The sequence below is a fragment of the Pseudomonas sp. CFBP 13711 genome (assembly GCF_014842265.1).
Taxonomy (GTDB): domain Bacteria; phylum Pseudomonadota; class Gammaproteobacteria; order Pseudomonadales; family Pseudomonadaceae; genus Aquipseudomonas.
The window spans coordinates 70,064-89,723 of sequence record NZ_JACYVI010000001.1 but is presented as its reverse complement, the minus strand read 5'-3'; the positions used below and the strand labels follow the sequence as shown (position 1 = coordinate 89,723).

The 19,660-nt window shown below is 60.6% G+C and carries 19 protein-coding genes; 6 read left to right on the top strand and 13 right to left on the bottom strand.

From position 1 onward, the window contains the following. Positions 1 to 153 precede the first annotated feature (153 nt). Both IFT47_RS00415 and rlmF read left to right on the top strand, forming a co-directional pair. The gene (locus tag IFT47_RS00415; RefSeq protein WP_192171817.1) at positions 154 to 3,000 is read left to right on the top strand and encodes a valine--tRNA ligase; all 2,847 of its coding nucleotides are present in this window, start codon (positions 154 to 156) and stop codon (positions 2,998 to 3,000) included. A gap of 173 nt (positions 3,001 to 3,173) precedes the next feature. Further along, positions 3,174 to 4,211, top strand: coding sequence for a 23S rRNA (adenine(1618)-N(6))-methyltransferase RlmF (gene rlmF / locus IFT47_RS00410; RefSeq protein ID WP_192171818.1), 1,038 nt, complete (start codon positions 3,174 to 3,176; stop codon positions 4,209 to 4,211). 98 nt (positions 4,212 to 4,309) lie between these two features. On the opposite strand, the gene IFT47_RS00405 is transcribed toward rlmF, so the two are convergent. Next, on the bottom strand, positions 4,310 to 4,591 hold the full coding sequence (locus IFT47_RS00405) for an HU family DNA-binding protein (protein ID WP_037014905.1): 282 nt from the start codon (positions 4,589 to 4,591) through the stop codon (positions 4,310 to 4,312). Between the two features lie 354 nt (positions 4,592 to 4,945). Between IFT47_RS00405 and yejK the strand changes: the two genes are divergently transcribed. Both yejK and IFT47_RS00395 read left to right on the top strand, forming a co-directional pair. Then, entirely contained in the window at positions 4,946 to 5,947 is a 1,002-nt protein-coding gene (yejK, locus tag IFT47_RS00400) for a nucleoid-associated protein YejK (RefSeq protein ID WP_074884246.1), read from the top strand. Between the two features lie 24 nt (positions 5,948 to 5,971). Next, the gene (locus tag IFT47_RS00395; RefSeq protein ID WP_192171819.1) at positions 5,972 to 6,322 is read left to right on the top strand and encodes a glutaredoxin family protein; all 351 of its coding nucleotides are present in this window, start codon (positions 5,972 to 5,974) and stop codon (positions 6,320 to 6,322) included. A 139-nt stretch (positions 6,323 to 6,461) separates the two neighbouring features. Here IFT47_RS00395 and IFT47_RS00390 read toward each other — a convergent pair whose 3' ends face one another. From IFT47_RS00390 to IFT47_RS00355, 8 genes are all read right to left on the bottom strand, one after another. Beyond that, complete coding sequence (locus IFT47_RS00390; RefSeq protein ID WP_192171820.1) at positions 6,462 to 7,394, bottom strand: glutathione S-transferase family protein; 933 nt, start codon at positions 7,392 to 7,394, stop codon at positions 6,462 to 6,464. A 64-nt stretch (positions 7,395 to 7,458) separates the two neighbouring features. Next, on the bottom strand, positions 7,459 to 7,785 hold the full coding sequence (locus IFT47_RS00385; RefSeq protein WP_192171821.1) for a GIY-YIG nuclease family protein: 327 nt from the start codon (positions 7,783 to 7,785) through the stop codon (positions 7,459 to 7,461). 45 nt (positions 7,786 to 7,830) lie between these two features. Then, the gene (locus tag IFT47_RS00380) at positions 7,831 to 8,316 is read right to left on the bottom strand and encodes a nuclear transport factor 2 family protein (protein WP_192171822.1); all 486 of its coding nucleotides are present in this window, start codon (positions 8,314 to 8,316) and stop codon (positions 7,831 to 7,833) included. A 91-nt stretch (positions 8,317 to 8,407) separates the two neighbouring features. After that, the gene (locus IFT47_RS00375) at positions 8,408 to 9,715 is read right to left on the bottom strand and encodes a CynX/NimT family MFS transporter (RefSeq protein ID WP_192171823.1); all 1,308 of its coding nucleotides are present in this window, start codon (positions 9,713 to 9,715) and stop codon (positions 8,408 to 8,410) included. A gap of 181 nt (positions 9,716 to 9,896) precedes the next feature. Next, positions 9,897 to 10,661, bottom strand: a complete 765-nt coding sequence (locus IFT47_RS00370) for an amino acid ABC transporter ATP-binding protein (protein WP_037014923.1) — start codon at positions 10,659 to 10,661, stop codon at positions 9,897 to 9,899. A 10-nt stretch (positions 10,662 to 10,671) separates the two neighbouring features. Then, positions 10,672 to 11,769, bottom strand: a complete 1,098-nt coding sequence (locus IFT47_RS00365; RefSeq protein WP_192171824.1) for an amino acid ABC transporter permease — start codon at positions 11,767 to 11,769, stop codon at positions 10,672 to 10,674. 10 nt (positions 11,770 to 11,779) lie between these two features. Then, positions 11,780 to 12,961, bottom strand: a complete 1,182-nt coding sequence (locus IFT47_RS00360) for an amino acid ABC transporter permease (RefSeq protein ID WP_192171825.1) — start codon at positions 12,959 to 12,961, stop codon at positions 11,780 to 11,782. Between the two features lie 65 nt (positions 12,962 to 13,026). Continuing rightward, complete coding sequence (locus IFT47_RS00355; RefSeq protein ID WP_192171826.1) at positions 13,027 to 14,058, bottom strand: amino acid ABC transporter substrate-binding protein; 1,032 nt, start codon at positions 14,056 to 14,058, stop codon at positions 13,027 to 13,029. Between the two features lie 490 nt (positions 14,059 to 14,548). Here IFT47_RS00355 and IFT47_RS00350 point away from each other — a divergent pair, with 490 nt between their 5' ends. Both IFT47_RS00350 and rhlB read left to right on the top strand, forming a co-directional pair. After that, positions 14,549 to 15,205 (top strand): alpha/beta hydrolase, encoded by a 657-nt coding sequence (locus IFT47_RS00350; RefSeq protein ID WP_192171827.1) that lies wholly within the window; start codon positions 14,549 to 14,551, stop codon positions 15,203 to 15,205. A 114-nt stretch (positions 15,206 to 15,319) separates the two neighbouring features. Continuing rightward, positions 15,320 to 16,786, top strand: coding sequence for an ATP-dependent RNA helicase RhlB (gene rhlB / locus IFT47_RS00345; RefSeq protein WP_192171828.1), 1,467 nt, complete (start codon positions 15,320 to 15,322; stop codon positions 16,784 to 16,786). 32 nt (positions 16,787 to 16,818) lie between these two features. Here the strand turns inward: rhlB and moaE are convergent, their stop codons facing one another. The 4 genes from moaE to IFT47_RS00325 form a co-directional block, all read right to left on the bottom strand. Then, positions 16,819 to 17,268, bottom strand: coding sequence for a molybdopterin synthase catalytic subunit MoaE (moaE, locus tag IFT47_RS00340; protein ID WP_192171829.1), 450 nt, complete (start codon positions 17,266 to 17,268; stop codon positions 16,819 to 16,821). A gap of 1 nt (position 17,269) precedes the next feature. Beyond that, on the bottom strand, positions 17,270 to 17,515 hold the full coding sequence (locus IFT47_RS00335) for a MoaD/ThiS family protein (protein ID WP_192171893.1): 246 nt from the start codon (positions 17,513 to 17,515) through the stop codon (positions 17,270 to 17,272). A 2-nt stretch (positions 17,516 to 17,517) separates the two neighbouring features. Next, complete coding sequence (gene moaC / locus IFT47_RS00330; RefSeq protein ID WP_192171830.1) at positions 17,518 to 18,003, bottom strand: cyclic pyranopterin monophosphate synthase MoaC; 486 nt, start codon at positions 18,001 to 18,003, stop codon at positions 17,518 to 17,520. A 133-nt stretch (positions 18,004 to 18,136) separates the two neighbouring features. Next, positions 18,137 to 19,531 (bottom strand): PhoH family protein, encoded by a 1,395-nt coding sequence (locus tag IFT47_RS00325; protein WP_065991946.1) that lies wholly within the window; start codon positions 19,529 to 19,531, stop codon positions 18,137 to 18,139. Positions 19,532 to 19,660: the final 129 nt, after the last annotated feature.

Below are 19,660 nucleotides of genomic sequence, written 5' to 3'. Positions count from 1 at the left end.
GGAACGTGCGCAAGCACAGTCCTACAGATGCCCGCGATGATTCCGGGCATCACCGCTCGTAGCACCCGACCTACCGCTTGTAGCTTGACGCCGCCTTGAAAAGCTATACTCGTCGGCTTTTCCGACTCAAAGCAGATCAGGTTCCCGCCTCGCATGGACAAGACCTACCAGCCGCACGCCATCGAATCTTCCTGGTACCAGACCTGGGAGTCCGAAAACTATTTCGCTCCGCAAGGCGCGGGCGACTCGTACACCATCATGATTCCGCCGCCGAACGTCACCGGCAGCCTCCACATGGGGCACGGTTTCAATAACGCGATCATGGACGCCCTGATCCGCTTCCGACGCATGCAGGGTCGCAACACCCTGTGGCAGCCAGGCACCGACCACGCCGGTATCGCCACGCAGATGCTGGTGGAGCGCCAACTCGAAGCCTTGGGTCAGAGCCGTCACGATCTGGGTCGCGACAAATTTCTCGAAAAAGTCTGGGAATGGAAGGATCAGTCCGGTGGCAACATCAGCCGCCAGATCCGTCGCCTCGGCTCGTCGGTCGACTGGAGCCGTGAGCGCTTCACGATGGACGACGGCTTGTCCGAAGCGGTTAAAGAGGCGTTCGTGCGACTGCATGAAGACGGCCTGATTTACCGTGGCAAACGTCTGGTCAACTGGGACACCAAGCTGCACACCGCCATCTCCGACCTCGAAGTGGAAAACCACGACGAGAAGGGGCATCTGTGGAACCTGCGCTACCCCTTGGCCGATGGCGCGAAGACCGCTGAAGGTCTGGACTATCTGATCGTCGCCACGACCCGTCCGGAAACTATGCTCGGCGACGCCGCCGTCGCAGTGAACCCGAACGACGAGCGCTACCAGGCGCTGATCGGCAAATTCGTCGAGCTGCCGCTGGTAGGCCGTCGCATCCCGATCATCGCGGACGACTACTGCGACCCTGAATTCGGCACCGGCTGCGTGAAGATCACCCCGGCTCACGACTTCAACGACTACGACGTCGGCAAGCGCCACAACCTGCCGCTGCTGAACATCTTCGACAAGAACGCTGCCGTGCTGCCCGCTGCCCAGGTGTTCAACCTCGACGGTACACTGAACGACACCGTAGACGGCACCCTCCCCGCCGAATACGCCGGCCTCGACCGCTTCGAAGCGCGGAAGCAGATCGTGGCTGCGTTCGACGCCGCCGGGCTGCTGGTCAGCGTCGACGACCACGGTTTGAAAGTACCGAAGGGCGACCGCTCCGGGACCATCATCGAGCCGTGGCTGACGGATCAGTGGTACGTGTCGACCAAGCCGCTGGCTGAACCGGCCATCGCCGCCGTTGAAGACGGCCGCATCGCCTTCGTGCCCAAGCAGTACGAGAACATGTACTTCTCCTGGATGCGTGACATTCAGGACTGGTGCATCAGCCGCCAACTCTGGTGGGGCCACCGCATTCCGGCCTGGTACGACGAGTCCGGCAAGGTTTACGTCGGCCGCGACGAAACCGAAGTCCGCGCCAAGCACAAACTCGGTCCTGACGTTGCCCTGCAGCAGGACAACGACGTGCTCGACACCTGGTTCAGTTCCGGTCTGTGGACGTTCTCCACCCTGGGCTGGCCGGAGCAGACCGACTTCCTGAAAACCTTCCACCCGACCGACGTGCTGGTCACCGGCTTCGACATCATTTTCTTCTGGGTTGCCCGGATGATCATGCTCACCATGCATCTGGTGAAGAACGAAGACGGTACGGCGCAGGTGCCGTTCAAGACCGTTTATGTCCACGGCCTTGTGCGTGATGGTCAGGGCCAGAAGATGTCCAAGTCCAAGGGCAACGTCCTTGATCCGCTGGATATCATCGACGGCATCGAGCTTGAAGCCCTGGTGCAGAAACGCACCTCCGGCATGATGCAGCCCAAGCTGGCCAAGAAGATCGAGAAGCAGACTCGCGACGAATTCGCCGACGGCATCGCCAGCTACGGCACCGATGCCCTGCGTTTCACCTTCTGCTCGCTGGCGTCCACTGGCCGTGACATCAAGTTCGACATGGGTCGCGTCGAAGGCTATCGCAACTTCTGCAACAAGATCTGGAACGCCGCGCGGTACGTGCTCGACAAGGGCGAAGACTGCGGTCAGAACGGCGAAGCGTTCGAGCTCTCGCTGCCGGATCGCTGGATCATCTCGCAGCTGCAACGCACTGAAGCCGAAGTGACCCGTCAGCTGGATCAATTCCGTTTCGACCTCGCGGCCCAGGCGCTGTACGAGTTCATCTGGAACCAGTACTGCGACTGGTATCTGGAGCTGTCCAAGCCGGTTCTGTGGGACGAGACGGCGCCGATCGAGCGTCAGCGTGGCACTCGTCGCACGCTGGTGCGCGTGCTGGAAGTCGCACTGCGTCTGGCCCATCCGTTCATGCCCTTCATCACCGAAGAAATCTGGCAGCGACTTGCGCCGCTGGCCGGCATCGAAGGCAAGACCATCATGCTGCAACCGTGGCCGGTGGCGAACGATGCGCGCATCGACGTCGCGGCCGAAGGCGACATCGAATGGCTCAAAAGCCTGATGCTCGGCGTGCGCAACATCCGTGGCGAAATGAACATCGGCCCGGGCAAGCCGCTGCAGTTGTTCCTCAAAAACGTCAGCGCCGAAGACCAGCGCCGCCTGAACGAGAACGAGCACCTGCTGAAGAAGCTGGCCAAGCTTGAATCGTTCACCGTGCTGGAAGCCGGCGCCGAAGCACCGCTGTCCGCGACCGCGCTGGTCGGTGAGATGGAAGTGCTGGTGCCGATGGCCGGCCTGATCGACAAGGACGCCGAACTGGCGCGTCTGGACAAGGAAATCCAGCGTCTGCAGGGCGAAGTGCAGCGGGTTGGCGGCAAGCTGTCCAATGCCGCGTTCGTCGACAAGGCGCCGCCTGAGGTGATCGCCAAGGAACGCGCGAAGATGGCCGAAGCCGAACAGGCGCTGGGGAAACTGGCCGAGCAGCACGCGCGGATCGCGAGTTTGTAATCCGACCAAATCAGCCGGCCTGAACCGCAGGCCGGTTGACGACCATGACCCCTGTAGGCGTGAGCGTGCTCGCGATAGCGGTAAATCAGCAACCTAACCGTTGACTGACACACGGTTATCGCGAGCAAGCTCACGTCTACACGGGTTGTGCTTTCACGAGAATCGCATCCCCGATGACCAGCCCCGACGCCCACAAGCCCCAACGCAACACCCCACGCAAGAAAGCCAAACCTGCTCAACAGGCCAAGCCTGCTGCGCCGCGTGAGAAAGCCACCCTGCACCCGCGCAACCGCCATCAGGGCCATTACGACTTTCCGCGCCTGATCAAAAGCAGCCCCGAACTGGGCAAGTTTGTGATCCTCAATCCCTACGGCAAGGAAAGCATCGACTTCGCCAATCCGGCCGCGGTGCGGGTGTTCAACCGCGCCTTGCTCAAAGCGTTCTACGGCATCGCCCATTGGGATATTCCGGCGGACTACCTCTGCCCGCCAATCCCGGGGCGTGCGGACTACCTGCACTTTCTGGCGGACCTGCTGGCAGAGCGCAACGACGGCGTCATCCCGCGCGGCGCGTCTGTCACAGCGCTGGACATCGGCACCGGCGCCAACTGCATCTATCCGCTGATCGGTCAGGGCGAATACGGCTGGTCGTTCCTGGGCTCGGACATCGACAAGATCGCCCTGGCCTCGGCGGCGACCATCGTCAAAGCCAACGGCTTGAGCAAGAGCATCAGCTTCCGGGAGCAGACCAACCCTAAACACATCCTGACCCACCTGCTGCAGCCCGATGAGCGCTTCGACATCAGCGTGTGTAACCCGCCTTTCCACGCCTCGGCTGAGGAAGCGTTAAGCGGCAGCCAGCGTAAATGGCGCGCCCTCGGCAAGGCCGACCCCAAGCGCAAGCTGCCGGTGCTGAATTTCGGCGGCCAGGCGGCGGAGCTGTGGTGCGAAGGTGGCGAGGCGCGCTTTGTGACGCAGTTGATCAGCGAAAGCGCTCAGGTCGGGCAGCAGGTGCTGTGGTTCAGTACGCTGGTGTCCAAGGCTTCGAATCTGCCTCTGATTCAAAGCGCGCTGAAAAAAGCCGGGGCCGTTGAGAGCCATACGGTGGAGATGGGCCAGGGTCAGAAACAGAGCCGCTTCGTTGCCTGGACCTTTCACGACAAGACGCAGCAAGCCGCCTGGAAGGCGACACGTTGGGTTTCACCGCGCTAGGACGCCGGCGACCGAAGCGATAACCGAATCGCAGGCACAAAAAAACCGTGTCCGGATCGCTCCGTCACACGGTTTCCTCAACCAAGCAGCGTTTTCGCTTACTTGTTGACCGAGTCAGTCAGCACTTTGGCTGGTACAAACTTGACGACTTTCTTGGCAGCGATTTCGATGGCTGCGCCAGTCGAAGGGTTGCGGCCGGTGCGTGCTGGACGCTCGGTGACTTTCAGTTTGCCGATGCCTGGCAGAGTGATTTCACTACCGTTTTCCAGTTGGTCAGCGACGATTTGACCCAATTGGTCGAGAGCGTTGCGCGCGGTGGTTTTAGGCGCGTCGATAGCTTCTGCGATATCGGCGATCAATTGGTCTTTAGTCAGAGCCATGGTGGTGTTCCTTCCCTATCAAATTCGAATGGTTTGCAGAGTGTGGTACAGACGCGAAATGTAGATACTGTAAACGGCCTTTGGTTCGGCCGAACGCCCACAAACTGCACGCCTGGCGCGCTTGGGCGCTCAGGACCGGGCAAAACTAGCACAGCGCAACGCAAATATCCGCCCCTACCTACCCATTTGGTCAGCTTTATCGCCCGAGAGGCGTAAAAAAGTCATATTAATGGACCGAGGTCAGCGTTTTCGGCCCTTCCAGAGCGTTCCGCCCCCCGTCTGCGGTACACTTGCCGACTTTCGCACGGGCCTGGTCTGGTCCCGTTCAGTTCCCCTTCAGCAGCCGAGAAATCCATGCCGATCCGTCACGCCATCGTCCACCTGATCGACAAAAAACCCGACGGCACACCCGCCGTGCTTCACGCCCGGGACTCGGAACTCGCCGAATCCCAAGCCATCGAGAACATGCTGGCAGACCTCAACGAGAGCTATAACGCCAAACAAGGCAAAGCGTGGGGGCTGTTTCATGCCGAGTCCGGCGCGCACCCGTTCAGTGGCTGGCTGAAGGAATACCTGGATCAAGGCAAGGATTTCACCCAGTTCAGCCGCATCGCGGTCGAGCATCTGCAGAAGCTGATGGAAGAGTCGAACCTGTCGGTCGGTGGCCACGTGCTGTTTGCGCACTACCAGCAGGGAATGACCGAATACCTGGCGATCGCGCTGCTGCACCACAGTGAAGGCGTAGCGGTGAACGAGGCGCTGGACGTGACGCCCTCCCGGCATCTGGACCTGGGTCAGCTGCACCTTGCAGCCCGGATCAACATTTCCGAGTGGCAGAACAACAAGGCATCCAAGCAGTACATCTCGTTCATCAAGGGCAAGAACGGCAAGAAGGTTTCCGAGTACTTCCGCGACTTCATCGGCTGCCAGGAAGGCGTCGACGGACCGGGGGAGACCCGTACCCTGCTCAAGGCCTTCAGTGATTTCGTCGAGAGCGAAGACCTGCCAGAAGAATCGACCCGCGAGAAGACCAAGGCGCTGGTCGACTACGCCAGCAGCCAGAGCAAAATGGGCGAGCCGATCGCTCTGGAAGAGCTGTCCGGCCTGATCGACGAGGACCGCCCGCGGGCCTTCTACGATCACATCCGCAACAAGGATTACGGCCTGTCGCCCGAGATTCCTGCGGATAAGCGCACGCTGAGTCAGTTCCGTCGGTTCACCGGCCGTGCGGAAGGGCTGTCGATCAGCTTTGAAGCGCACCTGCTGGGCGACAAGATCGAGTACGACGAAGAGAAAGGCACGCTGATCATCAAGGGACTGCCGACCCAGCTGACCGATCAGCTTAAACGCCGCTAAGCCTGCCGAGGAGCCGAGACCCGAATGTTCGTTCGTACCCTGAAGAAGTTCTTGCTCATCATGCTGGTGGTGGTCGTGTACCAGAACTGGGGCAAGATCGAAAACCTGGTTCACCCCTCCTCAGCTTTATCGGAGCACGCGCAGGCCAACGCGAAGGTGACGTTGTACGCCACCGACTGGTGCGGCTACTGCAAACAGACACGGCGTTTTCTCGACAGCCAGGGCATTCGCTACACCGAGTTCGATATCGAAAAAGACGCTGCAGGCCGCAAGGCCTATGAAGCGCTCGGCGGTCGCGGCATTCCTCTGATCGACGTAAACGGCACGCTGATCAGAGGCTTCAGCGAAGAGCAGATTCTCGCTGCACTCAAGTAGCATCGGGTAACAACTGTCACAACTGACAGTCACGACAACTTCGCGCCATCAGCCACATCAATCCGCAATTAAAACACAGCGATTATCAGGCATCGCGATAAGCCCGGCATTGCACCGGGCTTATTTGCGCATGAGGTGTTTAAACAGCCTTGATTTGAAAACCGAAGCGCGGGAAGTGCACATGCACGGTGCCGGCGCGGTCGTCTTCGCGGCGCAGGATAATCTCTTCACGGCCGCTGAATACCAACTCTCCCGCCACTGCGTTAACCCCGTAATCCACGGCAGACACGGTGACCTGCTGGCCGACAGTAAAACCATTGGGGTCGGTGAAATCTTCATCGGGCACCGGCGCCGGGGTAGCCGCACGCGCGATTTCAACCGCGTCGCCCGAACTCAATTCACTCGGTGCGCCATGACCGAATGCAATAAGGCGCTCGTACCAGCTCAACACCGCCGGATAGGCATCGACCAGCGGGGACGTCACAGGGGTTTGTTTGAGGAACCACAGGGTATGAGCCACCGAGAAATCAGCGATCGAGGGAACACCCAGGAGGAAATCACCGTTGCGCTCAAGCTGGGTCTCCAGACGCGCCATCAGCGTCGGCCATTGATGCTGCGCCACTTCCAGTGGCACACGATTGGCGCTGCCGCCCTCGAAGAACGTGGCGCGGTCGGCAACGAATGCCTTAACAGCCTCAGGCGGAACCTTGGCGAACCGCACAGCGAGGGAGGCCGGTTGAAACACCAGGCTGACCGCGTGCAGGAACAGCACCGAATCCGCCCACGCCGCGAGACTCGCCGCTGTGAACTCCTGGCCTTCGGGATAAAACGTGGGTGACGATTTTTCCTGCTCCAGGCGCCGGGCGATCAACGCGGTGTCGCAATAAATGTCGGCGCCTGCTTGCAGGACGGGGGTTTTACGATAGCCGCCGGTGAGGGGCATGAGGTCGGGCTTGGGCATGATCGACGGGATGTTGACCGAGCGCCATGACAGGCCTTTGAAGCCCAGCATCAGACGGGCTTTTTCGGCGAACAGGGACGTTGGATAGTGGTGAAGAATCAACTCAGACATGCTTCGGGCCATCCGCAGGGAGAAACCACCAGCTTATCCCCCCGAAGCCCCACGGCATACCCGCTCAGGGTGATGGCGCGGCATCACTCGGCTGGATGTAGCCGGCGGCCAGGCACTCCTTGGCGCTTTTGCGCAGCTTTTTGATCAACCGCTCCTGCCGCAATGCGTCGCCCTTGTCGCGGCAGGCCTCCACATACACCAGCGCCATCGCCGGGCTCGAGCTGAAGAAGCGCGCACCTTTACCGCTTTGATGCTGGGCGAATCGGCGTTGCGGGTCATTGCTGATGCCGCAGTACAACGAACCGTTGGCCGCGCGCACCAGATACACGAACCAGGATTTGACCGGCACGGCTTCGGGCACGGGTGCGGTGGCGATTTCGGCTTCAGACATGCGGGACCGTGGACCAGTAGCGAGGGGAACGGATTCTATCAAGCGTCAGCGACTGGCCTGAAAAGCCTTCAGCCCTTTCTGGCCCTGCGCACGGATGGCGTTTTGCACAAGCGGCGTCCAGCCCAGTAATACGCCCTTTGTGCCGAGCGCCTGACGCGACCAGCGCCACAGATCGAACTGATCGTGGTGTTCGCAGATCTTGCCGTCGCGAAAAACAAACCGCGCCTGAATGTCGTTGACCACCGTACGACCGGTCTGGCTGAACAGGTAGGTCGCGACCCAGTGTGCCGCGCCGGTCGTGGCATCGGCACGGACGTGGTCGAACACCACCGAGAAGTCACGGGCGCGGGAGGTCAGCATGCGCCACATATCGCTCGCATCCTGCCCGCGCAACTGGCCAAACACCGGGTCGGAAAACACCACGTCTTCGCTGTAGCACGCGGCCATCGCCTCGGCGTCCAGACGGCTGAACGCCTCGTAGAAGCGCGTGATCAGCGCGCTGTTGTGTTCGCTGGTAAAGGTCTCGCTCATGGGAACGCCGTCCATGGAAATAGGATGCCTGCACGATAAGCGGCCGCACCGTGGTTTGCACGGGCATTCGCAGGGGAAAAAATGTCAGCCCTCAGATTTTCTCGCTCGTGACACCCACGTAAAGCGCGCGCCCGGCGCCGAGACCGGCGATGATCGCGGCGACGCCGATGATGCCGAAGATCCAGCCGACCGAGTCCCAGTTGCCGGTCCAGTCATGCACCACGCCGACCGCGAAAGGCCCGAGCGACGCCAGGGTGTAGCCGAAGCCCTGGGCCATGCTCGACAGGTTCGCGGCGACGTGGGAGTCCCGCGAGCGCAACACGATCAGGGTCAGTGCCAGGCTGAACGTGCCGCCCTGCCCCAGCCCAAGCACGATGGCCCAGGCCCACAATTGCTCAAGCGGCGCAGACAGGCAGCCGAACAGCCCCGCCAGTGTGAGCAGCATCACCAGCACAATTGCAATCCGCTGGTCCTTGCCGCGAGTGGCCAGCCATGGCGCGGTCAGCGAGCTGACCAGTTGCACCATGATCGAACCGGACAACAGCAGGCCGGCGTCAACGGCAGTCAGCCCTCGCCCGATGAGGATCGACGGCAGCCAGCCGAACACGATGTAGGCCAGCGACGATTGCAGCCCCATATAAAGGGTGACTTGCCAGGCCAGAGGATCCCGGCGCAAACCGCGCACCCGATAAGCCACCTGATGCTGGCCATGACGTTGACGCGTCTGCGGCCACCAGAAGATCGCGGCGAGAATCGCCGGGACGATCCAGAAGCCGAGGCCAAGCGTCCAGTCGCTGCCGGTGCCGCTACCCAGCACTTCGCTCAATGGAACCGTTGAGCCCGCCGCGACAGCAGCGCCCAGGCACAGCGCCATGGTGTAGACGCCCGTCATGGCGCCGGCCTGTTTGGCGAAGTCGCGCTTGACGATGCCGGGCAGCAGCACCCCGATGATGCCGATGCTCGCACCGGCCATGATGCTGCCAGCAAACAGACCGAACTCGCCGAGCGAGCTGCGCAGAATGATGCCGCAGGTCAGCGTCAGCAATATGCCAAGCACCACGCGCTCACTGCCGAAACGCCGCGCGAGGATCGGCGCAAGCGGCGCGAACAGACCCAGGCACAACACCGGTAACGTGGTCAGCAAGCCGGCCGTGGCCGCCGAAAGTCCCAGGCTTCGTGACACCTCACTCAACAACGGCGCCATGCTCGACAACGCCGGACGCAGGTTCAGCGCCACCAGCACCAGGCCCAACAACAGGAACCATGGGCGCTTGAGCACGGGATGATGCTGCTGCACTTGCTCGTCATCGGCTTCTGCATCGATCAGCAGCTCGTTGATGTCGTGAGGGGTCGAAGCATTGGAACGGGTGCTGCTCGCCGTCGGCGCCTTGGTCGTCATGGGATTCTCGTGGGGGCAGGAGGATGTAACAGCGCATTGCGCAAAGCAGTAATCCTGTTGGAGATCGGCAGAGAACACAAGTTTTACGAGGATTGGGTACAGTTTCGCGGCAAACGTCAGGGGATCGGCCATAAAAAACCCGGGCACTGGGCCCGGGTTTCTGTGGTGCGTTGCTCCTGACTCAGTGCAGGATCTGGCTGAGGAACAGGCGAGTACGGTCGCTTTGCGGATTATCGAAGAAGTCGTTCGGTGCGGCTTGTTCGACGATCTCGCCCTTGTCCATGAAGATCACGCGATTGGCCACGGTACGGGCAAAGCCCATTTCGTGGGTCACGCAGAGCATGGTCATGCCTTCTTCCGCCAGGCCGACCATGGTGTCGAGCACCTCTTTCACCATTTCCGGATCGAGGGCCGAGGTCGGCTCGTCGAACAGCATGATCTTCGGCTTCATGCACAGCGCGCGGGCAATCGCCACACGCTGTTGCTGACCACCGGACAGCTGGCCCGGATACTTGTGCGCCTGCTCCGGAATGCGCACGCGCTCCAGATAGTGCATGGCGATTTCTTCGGCCTTGCGCTTGGGCATCTTGCGCACCCACATCGGCGCGAGCGTGCAGTTCTGCAGGATGGTCAGGTGCGGGAACAGGTTGAAGTGCTGGAACACCATGCCGACTTCGCGACGAATCGTCTCGATCTGCTTCAGGTCCGACGTCAGTTCGGTGCCATCGACCACGATGCGACCCTGCTGGTGTTCTTCCAGACGGTTGAGGCAGCGAATGGTGGTCGACTTGCCCGACCCCGACGGGCCGCACAAGACGATGCGCTCGCCCTGACGCACGTTCAGGTTTATGTCTTTCAACACGTGGAACTGGCCGTACCACTTGTGTACGCCTTCCATCCGGATCATGCCTTCGGCGCCCAGAGGCTTACTGATAGCTTCACTCATCACAAAACTCCTAACGCTTGTGGCCTGTGTCCAACTTACGCTCCAAGTGCATGGAGTAGCGGGACATGCCGAAACAGAAGATCCAGAACACCAGGGCCGCGAACACGTAACCCTCGGTCGCCATGCCGAGCCACTTGGGGTCGGCGGCAGCTTGTTTGACGCTGTTGAGCAGGTCGAACAGGCCGATGATGATCACCAGACTGGTGTCCTTGAACAACGCGATCACGGTGTTGACCAGGCCGGGAATGACCAGCTTCAGGGCCTGCGGCAGAATCACCAGGCCCATGCGCCGCCAGTAGCCGAGGCCCATGGCCGCAGCCGCTTCGTACTGACCTTTCGGAATGGCCTGCATGCCGCCCCGAACCACCTCGGCCACATACGCCGACTGGAACAGAATCACGCCGATCAGTGCGCGCAGCAGTTTGTCGAAGTTCATGCCTTCAGGCAGGAACAACGGCAGCATTACCGACGACATGAACAGCACGGTGATTAACGGAACGCCCCGCCAGAACTCGATGAACGTCACGCACATCACGCGGATGGCCGGCATTTCGGAGCGACGCCCCAAAGCCAGCACTACACCCAGTGGCAACGCGCCGGCGATACCCACTGTGGCGATCACCAGGGTCAGCATCAGGCCGCCCCACTGACTGGTCGCAACCAGGTCCAGGCCGAACACACCGCCGTGCAGCAGGAAGTACGCAACGATCGGGTAGATGAACAGGAACGACAGGCCGTAAATCGCCTTGCGCGGCATCACTTTGATGAACAGCGGCGCGACGCCGATGATCGCCAGCCAGACGGTCAGATCAACCCTCCAGCGCAGTGCCTGCGGGTAGTAGCCGTACATGAACTGGCCGAAGCGCTGTTCGATGAACACCCAGCAGGCGCCGGCCTTGGTGCAGTCTTCGCGCGTGGTACCGACCCAGTTGGCATCGAAGATGGCCCAACTCAGCAGCGGTGGAACAACCAGCCAGATCAAGTAGATCGCGAACAGGGTCAACAGCGTGTTGATCCAGCTCGAGAACAGGTTCTGGCGCATCCATGCCACCGGGCCGAAGACTTTGCTCGGCGGTGGCATGTCGGGTTTGAAAGTATGGGATGTCATGCGCGTTTCCTCACCGCTCGATCAGCGCAATGCGCTTGTTGTACCAGTTCATCAGCAGGGAAATGCTGATACTGATCGCCAGGTACACGCTCATGGTGATGGCAATGACTTCGATCGCCTGACCGGTCTGGTTGAGCACGGTACCGGCGAACAGCGAAACCATTTCCGGGTAACCGATACCGGCGGCCAGCGACGAGTTCTTCGCCAGGTTCAGGTATTGGCTGGTCAATGGCGGGATGATCACCCGCAGCGCCTGCGGAATGATGACCTTGCGCAGCGTCGGCCCTGGACGCAGGCCCAGCGAACGTGCCGCTTCGGTCTGGCCGTGGCTCACCGACTTGATGCCCGAACGCACGATTTCGGCGATGAATGCCGCCGTATAGACCGTCAGGGCGAGGGTCAGGGCCAGCAGTTCAGGGATCAATACCCAGCCGCCAACGAAGTTGAAGCCTTTGAGCTCGGGCACTTCCCAATGCACCGGCGCACCGAAGATCAACGCGCAGAGCGCCGGGATCACGATGAACAGCGCAAGGCCTGCCCAGAACTTGTGGAACGGTACGCCCGTGGCTTCGAAGCGCTTGTTCGCCCAGCGCGCCATGAGCACGATGGCGACAATGGCCAGCACCACGCTGATCACGAACGGCCACGCCGCATCGGTGGCAATCGCGGCCGGCATGTTCAGGCCACGGCTGCTGACGAAGAACGAGCCGAGAAACCCGTGGGCAGCCCGCGGCCCCGGCAGGGTCAGGAACACGGCGAAGTACCAGAACAGGATCTGCAGCAGCGGCGGAATGTTACGGAAGACTTCAACGTAAACCGTCGCCAGCTTATTGATGATCCAGTTGTTGGACAGGCGCGCGACGCCGACGATGAAGCCCAGCAGGGTCGCGAGGATCACGCCGATGAACGTCACCAGCAGCGTGTTGAGCAAACCGATCAGGAAAACCCGCGCGTAGGTGTCCGACTCCGTGAACGGAATCAGGTGCTGCGCGATGCCGAAGCCGGCACTGTTTTCAAGGAAACCGAAACCTGAGGTGATACCCCGGTGTTGCAAGTTGGTCTGGGTGTTATCGAACAGATACCAACCCATCGCGACTACGGCGACAACCGTAATTATCTGAAATAGCCACGCACGCACTTTAGGGTCGCTGAGGCTGAGCCTCTGCTTGGGTGCGCTGATTTGATTTTGCATGGAGTGCCCCGGAAGAAATGCAACAAAGCGCCCGGCTGCGATTCACGCAGCCGGGTGCAGGTCAATCAACGCACTGGTGGTGCGTATTGAATGCCGCCAGCGTTCCACAGAGCGTTCTGACCGCGAGCGATCTCCAGAGGAGTGGCTGCGCCCAGGTTCTTCTCGAAGATTTCGCCGTAGTTACCGACTTGCTTGACGATCTGCACGACCCAGTCTTTCTTCAGTTTCAGCTGAACGCCGTACTCACCGTCGGCACCCAGCAGACGAGCGACGTCCGGGTTCTTGGTGGACTTGGCTTCGGCTTCAACGTTTTTCGACGTCACGCCTGCTTCTTCCGCGTTCAGCAGCGCGTAGCCCACCCAGCGAACGATGGTGCTGAAGTCTTCATCGCCACGTGCGACAACAGGACCCAGCGGTTCTTTGGAGATGGTTTCAGGCAGAACGACGTAGTCCTTCGGCGAGGCCAGCTTGGAGCGCTGTGCGTAGAGCTGGGATTTGTCGGAGGTCAGTACGTCGCAACGACCGGATTCCAGCGACTTGGCGCTTTCGTCGGATGTGTCGAACGTGATCGGGGTGTACTTGAGGTTGTTGGCGCGGAAGTAGTCCGACACGTTCAGCTCAGTGGTGGTACCGGCCTGAATACAGATGGTCGCGCCGTCCAGTTCCTTGGCACTTTTCACGCCCAGCTTGCTATTGGCCAGGAAGCCAACGCCGTCGTAATAAGTGACGAAGCCCGGGAAGACCAAGCCCATGCTCGCGTCACGGGAGCTGGTCCAGGTGGTGTTACGCGACAGGATGTCGATTTCGCCGGACTGCAGCGCAGTGAAACGCTCTTTGGCGTTCAGCTGGCTGAACTTGACCTTGGTCGCGTCGCCAAACACCGCGGCAGCAACAGCGCGGCAGAAGTCGGCGTCGATGCCCTGGATCTTGCCGCTTGCATCTGGAACCGAGAAGCCTGGCAGACCGTCACTGACGCCGCACTGAATAAAGCCCTTCTTCTGAATGGCGTCCAGCTTGGCACCCGCTTGAGCGAACCCGGTCAGACCGAGCGCTGCAGCGGCGGCCACTACAGCCAGGGTGGATTTCAACATCTTCATTCAAACCTCCAGTTTGCTCTTTGTTGTGTGGGAGCCTTAGCCCCGTCGCACCCTTGTGAGGCATTCATGACCCGTGCTGGCTTGTTTTTGGGTCATGCGACGTTGAACCCGTTTACCGCCACCGACGCCAGGCATCTGGTCATCGCGTGTTCAGCATGTTGCGAGTCCAGCAGACTGAAGCCCCATGATGTCCTTGAACCCCGAGGTTCAAAGCGAATCGTGCCGGGAATCCTGCTCGATGATTCCATGCTGCCTCTGACGCAACACACGGCTGCCTGCTTGATAGCCTATTAGTGTTACCGCCCGAGGTGAGCGCCTTCACTCCGCGGGTTGTGTAGCAAAGCCCGTACCACCATGCTGGCAATGTCGAATTAGCGACAGGTCAAGATCAAAACTTGTAACCTTGCGACATCTTTCATTCACCCGCACACGAGCTGACGCACCGCCTTAAAGCGCTGTGCCAGAGGTGCCGCACACTAATGGAGCACACATGACTGAACCGCTGATCATCGAGCCGGAATTGGCAGTCGACGCCTGCGTCATCTGGCTGCACGGCCTGGGGGCTGATCGCTACGATTTCCTGCCGGTGGCCGAGATGCTGCAGAAGACCCTGAAGACCACGCGGTTCATTCTGCCGCAGGCGCCGACCCGGGCCGTCACCATCAACGGCGGCTACGCGATGCCCAGCTGGTACGACATCAAGGCCATGAGCCCGGCCCGCGCCATCGACAGCGGCGAGCTGGAAGGCTCGGCGCAAGACGTCATCAAGCTGATCGAACAGCAACGGGACAGCGGCATAGACCCGGCCCGAATCTTCCTGGCAGGGTTTTCCCAGGGCGGCGCCGTGGTGCTGCATACCGCCTTCCTGCGCTGGGAAGGCCCGCTCGGCGGCGTACTTGCGCTGTCCACGTACGCACCGACTTTCAGCGACGAAATGAGCTTGTCCGCCAGCCAGCAACGCATCCCGGCCTATTGCTTGCACGGCAGCAATGACCCGGTGGTGTTGCACGCCATGGGGCGAGCGGCTTACGAGCATTTGAAGGCCCAGGGCGTCACCGTGACATGGCAGGAATACCCAATGGAGCACGAAGTGTTACCGCAGGAAATTTCCGACATAGGTGTCTGGCTCGCGGATAAGCTTCGCTAGTCCACTCAATTGATCCTTCCAATTACGTTGCGGATTTGCTAGGACACTACGCCGCGCCGGGTTCTTGCTTTACACTCCCCGGCGTACATTCCTAAATCTATCGATGAGATCACCGTGCTCAAAGCACTTAAAAAGATGTTCGGAAAAAGCGAGGCTGAGCCGCTCGCGCCTGCTGCTCCCCTCCCCGTCCCCCAGCGCCAGACCGAAAGCGTCTCCCGGGAACCGTCAGCAGCAGAAGTGCACGTGCCTGCGCCCGAGCATTTGGCAGCCACCGCACCGGCCGTTACATCGCCCGTTAGGGCTGAACGCCCGCGCCGAGAACGTGCGCCCAAGCCCATCGTCATTCCCTGGAAACCCGAAGACTTCGTCGTCGAACCCCAGGAAGGCAAAACCCGTTTCCACGATTTCCCCCTCGCTCCCGAACTGATGCACGCGATCCAGGACCTGGGCTTCCCGTACTGCACGCCGATCCAGGCGGGCGTTCTGGGTTACACCCTCAAAGGCCGCGATGCCATCGGCCGCGCCCAGACCGGCACCGGCAAGACCGCCGCCTTCCTGATTTCTATCATCACTCAGCTGACCCAGACGCCTCCGCCGAAAGAGCGCTACATGGGTGAACCCCGGGCGCTGATCATTGCGCCGACCCGCGAACTGGTGGTGCAGATCGCCAAGGACGCCGAGGCGCTGACCAAGTACACCGACCTCAACGTGATGACGTTCGTGGGCGGCATGGATTTCGACAAGCAGCTTAAACACCTCGAAGCCCGCCACTGCGACATTCTGGTTGCCACGCCAGGCCGTCTGCTGGACTTCGCCCAGCGCGGCGAAGTGCACCTGGACATGGTTGAGGTCATGGTCCTGGACGAAGCCGACCGCATGCTCGACATGGGCTTCATCCCTCAGGTCCGCTCGATCATTCGCCAGACCCCACACAAGGGCGAGCGTCAGACGCTGCTGTTCTCCGCCACCTTCACCGAAGACGTGATGAACCTGGCCAAGCAGTGGACGACGGACCCTGCGATCGTCGAGATCGAATCCCTGAACGTCGCCAGCGACACGGTCGAGCAGCACATCTATGCCGTGGCCGGCGCTGACAAGTACAAGCTGTTGTTCAACCTGATCAACGACCACGGTTGGGAACGGGTGATGGTGTTCGCCAACCGCAAGGATGAAGTGCGACGCATCGAAGAGCGTCTGGTGCGTGACGGCATCAATGCCGCGCAGTTGTCAGGCGACGTGCCGCAGCACAAGCGCATCAAGACGCTGGAAGGGTTTCGCGAAGGCAAGATTCGCGTGCTGGTGGCCACCGATGTTGCCGGTCGCGGGATTCACATCGACGGCATCAGCCACGTGATCAACTTCACCCTGCCGGAAGTACCGGACGACTACGTGCACCGCATCGGCCGGACCGGTCGTGCCGGCGCAGACGGCGTGTCGATCAGCTTCGCCGGGGAAGACGATTCGTATCAGCTGCCGTCGATCGAAGAGAAGCTGGGCCGCAAGATCAGCTGCGAAACGCCGCCGACCGTGTTGCTACGGCCGGTGGTGCGCGTGCAGCGAGCGATTCCTGCGGCGGAATGACGCCACGCGCCTGCGAATGCTGAGCCCGCAGCCTATTTCCAGCGATCTGCAGCCATGTGATCGCTGTCGCGGCCCTCAACCCAGCGCGGCCCTTCTGAAGTGTTTTCCTTCTTCCAGAACGGCGCGCGGGTTTTCAGGTAGTCCATGACGAAATCACAGGCCTCGAACGCGGCCTGGCGATGGGCGCTGGCCGCCGCGACGAACACGATTGGCTCGCCCGGTTCCAACTCGCCCACGCGATGAATCACTTCCAGCTTGAGCAACGGCCAGCGCTGCTGCGCCTCATCAGCGATTTTAACCAGCGCCTTCTCGGTCATGCCGGGGTAATGCTCGAGAAACATCCCCGCTACCTCACGGCCGTCGTTGAAATCCCGCACATAGCCCACAAAGCTGACCACCGCACCCACGCCGACGTTGGCGTCGTGCATGGCATTGAGTTCCGCGCCCGGATCGAACGCGGCGGCTTGTACTCGAACGGCCATATCAACCTCCGGTGACGGTCGGAAAGAACGCCACCTCATCGCCCGGTTCGACGGCCGTGTCCAGCGAGCACAGCTCCTGGTTGCGGGCGCACATGATGCCTTTCTCACTCAGCACTTCCCACACACCGCCGCGCTCGAGTAAATGCTGGCGCACGGCGTCGATGGTGGCGAATGAGCCTTCGAGGTTCTCGCTCTCGGTGCCGAGGGTTTCGCGAAAACGCGCGAAATATTGGACTTGTACGTGAATGGTCATTGGGCGATCACCTGGTCGTCGGCGATGAAGTGTCCGCTCTTGCCACCGAGCTTTTCGAGCAACCGCACGTGTTCGATGGTCATGCCGCGGTCAACCGCCTTGCACATGTCGTAGATGGTCAGGGCGGCGATGCTGGCGGCGGTCAACGCTTCCATTTCCACCCCGGTCTGGCCGGAGAGTTTGCAGCGCGCAACGATGTGCACGGTGTCAGGGCTTTCGGCGGTGAGTTCGACCTTCACACCGGTAAGCATCAACGGATGACAGAGGGGAATCAGATCGCTGGTTTTCTTCGCGGCCTGAATGCCGGCGATGCGCGCGACGGCAAATACGTCCCCTTTGGGATGCCCGCCTGCGACGATCATTTGCAGGGTTTCGGGCAGCATGCGCACGCGCGCTTCGGCCACCGCTTCACGGAACGTGACGTCTTTTTCAGTGACGTCGACCATGTGGGCGCGACCTTGGGAATCGAGATGAGTGAGCACGGGATGACTCCTGAACAGGAGCGGGGATTGTAGGGAGTTAGGGCTGCTAGCCACAAGCTGCAAGCTACAAGCTACAAGCTAGCGACATTGAGTGAGCGCGAGCTTGCAGCTTGAGGCTTGACGCTTGAACCTTTTAGAGATGGCTCTCCGCGTATTCAGCCAGGATCGAGCGTGGAACACCTTGCAGACTGATGTGCACGCCGTTGGGGAAGTCCTTGAAACGCTCCGTCAGGTAGGTCAGCCCCGAACTGGTTGCCGACAGATAAGGGGTGTCGATCTGCGCCAGGTTGCCCAGGCAGACCACTTTAGAGCCCGCGCCGGCACGGGTGATGATGGTTTTCATCTGGTGCGGCGTGAGGTTCTGGCATTCATCGATCAGGATCAGGCTCTGCTGGAAGCTTCGGCCGCGAATGTAGTTGAGGGATTTGAACTGCAGCGGCACCTTGCTCAGGATGTAATCGACGCTGCCATGGGTGTTTTCGTCATCCATGTGCAACGCTTCCAGGTTGTCGGTGATCGCGCCGAGCCATGGCTCCATTTTTTCTGCTTCGGTGCCGGGCAAAAAGCCGATCTCCTGGTCGAGCCCCTGCACGCTTCGGGTGGCGATGATGCGGCGATAACGCTTGCTGACCATGGTCTGCTCGATGGCAGCGGCCAGGGCAAGAATGGTCTTGCCCGAACCGGCCGCGCCGGACAGGTTGACCAGATGGATGTCCGGATCGAGCAGCGCAAACAGCGCCAGCCCCTGATAGATGTCACGCGGCTTCAGTCCCCACGCTTCCTGGTGCAGCAGCGGCTCCTGGTGCATGTCCAGCAACAGCAGTTCGTCAGGCTTGACGCCTTTGACCCAACCGACGAAGCCTTGCTCATCGATGATGAACTCGTTGATGTGCACAGACGGAATCTGCTCGATCATCTGCACTTTGTGCCAGGTACGGCCATGATCCTGGCGGGTATCGACTTTGCTCACCCGGTCCCAGAAAGAGCCGGTCATGGTGTGGTAACCGCGGGACAGCATCGACACGTCGTCGACCAGTTGGTCGGTGCTGTAGTCCTCGGCCTCGATGCCGCAGGCCCGCGCCTTCAGGCGCATGTTGATGTCTTTGGTGACCAGTACGATGCGCGTGTCCTTTTTCCGCGCATGCAGGTCAATCAGCTGGTTGATGATGATGTTGTCATTGAGGTTGTCAGGCAGCACCCGGTTGGGTTCTTGCCGCTTGTTCATGAGGATGGATAGATAACCCTTGAATACGCCTGTACCGCGATCGATCGGTACGCCTTTTTCAACCTCCTCCGGGGTCGCTTCGCCGAGTGTCTTGTCAATCAACCGGATCGCCTGCCGACATTCAGCAGCCACCGAGTGCTTGCCCGCCTTGAGCTTGTCCAGTTCTTCCAGGACTGTCATGGGGAGTGCAACGTGATGTTCTTCGAAATTCAGAAGCGCGTTTGGATCATGGATCAATACGTTGGTATCGAGCACGTAAAGGATTGGCTGGTTAGAGGAAGGGGTGCGTCCGTGGTCATCCATACTCGCTCACCTTTGTAGTAGCCAAGTGACGCAACACACAGCGATGCTGCGCCACGAAAAGGCCGCCGAGGCTTTCCCCTTGAGGCAGGAGAAAATTGCGCAAAGTGGGGTCTGGAATGACGCCACCTG